The organism is Paenibacillus forsythiae T98 (genome assembly GCF_000520735.1).
Taxonomy (GTDB): Bacteria; Bacillota; Bacilli; order Paenibacillales; family Paenibacillaceae; genus Paenibacillus_AQ; species Paenibacillus_AQ forsythiae.
The window spans coordinates 1-1,972 of the sequence record NZ_ASSC01000248.1 but is presented as its reverse complement, the minus strand read 5'-3'; the positions used below and the strand labels follow the sequence as shown (position 1 = coordinate 1,972).

Here is a 1,972-nt window from a genome sequence, read left to right as displayed (position 1 = left end):
CGCCCCCCAGCCGCTGTCGGCCGGCGCATCAGCAGCGGCTTGCCGCTGAAATATTGAACATAAGGCTCTATGTATTGGTCGGTAATGCTGCGCGCCGGAAAGGGAATGCGGCCCGTCCCGGAGTTCATCGTGTGCCACTCTCCCCAGTGGCCAATGCTTCCAAGCTGAATAAAGGCAACGGCAGGATCGTTGCCATAGCGCAGGGCAAGAGCTTCAATCAGCTTCCGGTGCGAAGCGATCAGCACGGGGCTGGAGTAATCCGGGCTAAAGCCTTTTCCGTAGGGAAGATCATACCACCTCCCCTTCTCTCCGGTTTCCTTGTACAGCCAATCGGGAATGTCGAGATGACGGTCCTCCCGGGGATAATCAAGCACCACCCGAAGCACGAACCGGACACCCTGCTCTTTCCAGTATTGAAAGTGGAAGGTCTCTTCCAGTCCTTCGAAATCGTAGGCTCCCGGTTCCGGCTCAAGCTCCCTCCAGCTCAGATTGGCATGCACAAGCGTGACCGGCTGCAGCACATGGTCCGGGTCCCGCGCGTCCGCTGTAAATCCGGTATACGGATTATGCAGCACGGCTCCGGTTTCGACCGGATAGCGGACGGCCATGACGGGCTTCCGGCTGCCGTTCGTTGCTCCGCCGCACAATAACAATAGAGCGGCGCATGTTACAATCAGGCCCGCCGCCGTGAAGATGGGTTTCTTTTTTTTCATGCAATTATTCCTCGCTTTGATTATAATGAACAATGGTTCGCAAAATTTCGTCTTCATTCATATTTTCTCATACTGGAGAACTAGTCAAACTAGGTCTTTAGGATGTATAATATTGGAATCCCAAGCAGTCATAAAGTCTATTATTTTTTGGATAGAACGGAGAAGCATTATGAAGGTGTTAGTAACAGGCGGTTACGGCTTTATCGGCTCCCATGTATCCGACCGCTTTCACAAGGAAGGCTACGATGTCTACATTATTGATGATTTATCCTCGGGAAGCAAACCCAATATCCAATTTGCGCACAAAGGGTACATTCTTTCCATTCATGATCCCAAATGCGAGGAAGTGTTCCGCAGCAACAGGTTCGACGCCGTGATCCACCTGGCCGCGCAGATCGATGCCGCCGCTTCCATGGAGTCTCCCCTTCAGGATACGGAGTCCAATGTTCTCGGTTTGTCCAACATGCTGACTATGGCGAGCCGCCATGGCGTAGAGAAATTTATCTTCGCGTCCTCGGCGGCGGTCTACGGAAGCAATGAAGATGTTCCTATACTTGAAACCGCTCCCCTTGCCCCCTCTTCCCTTTACGGCATCAATAAAATGATAGGGGAAACCTACTGCGCCAAATGGAAGGAGCTATACGGACTGGATACCGTGTGCTTCCGCCTCTCTAATGTATACGGCCCGCGTCAGGGGAATAAGGGCAAGGGCGGCGTGGTTTCCATTTTCATGAACCAATTGATGCAAGGACAGGGGTTAACCGTATACGGAGACGGGAATCAGACCCGCGACTTCATCTATGTAGAGGATGTGGCCGACGCGATATTCAGGGCCTCCTACTCCCCGATCGGCGGCGTCTATAATTTATCGGCGGGCCGGGAGATTTCGATTAACGGGCTGATCGATGAGCTTCAGATTGTGCAAGGCGGCGCTGCGGGCATCACCTATTCTTCCCCGCGTGAGGGCGAGGTTCGCTATTCAGCGCTGGACAACAGCCGAATCATGCATGCTCTCGATTGGGCTCCCAAATACTCTCTGCGGGAAGGGCTGCATAGAACCTTCAGCTGGAAAGCCGAGAAGAAGGACGAGAAATCCGGGCGAACCCCCGGACCAAGGACAAGCTCCCCTCTGCGCAAGAAGCTGAACCGTCTGCTGCCTTATGCCGAGAATCTGATTGCCTTTGCCGCACTTTCCTTGATCGACAGTCCGCTGGAGAGCACAGCATATACCGGACTTGATTTGAAGCTGATCTATATTA

Annotated in this window: 2 protein-coding genes; one reads left to right on the top strand and one right to left on the bottom strand. The window is 53.2% G+C overall.

The annotated features are described in order from the left end of the window. On the bottom strand, positions 1–713 hold a 713-nt coding region (locus L692_RS0108580; RefSeq protein WP_025698985.1), incomplete at its 3' end, for a beta-galactosidase. Positions 714–882: 169 nt separating this feature from the next. Here L692_RS0108580 and L692_RS0108575 point away from each other — a divergent pair. Continuing rightward, a partial coding sequence (locus L692_RS0108575; RefSeq protein ID WP_025698984.1) for an NAD-dependent epimerase/dehydratase family protein occupies positions 883–1,972 on the top strand: 1,090 nt, incomplete at its 3' end.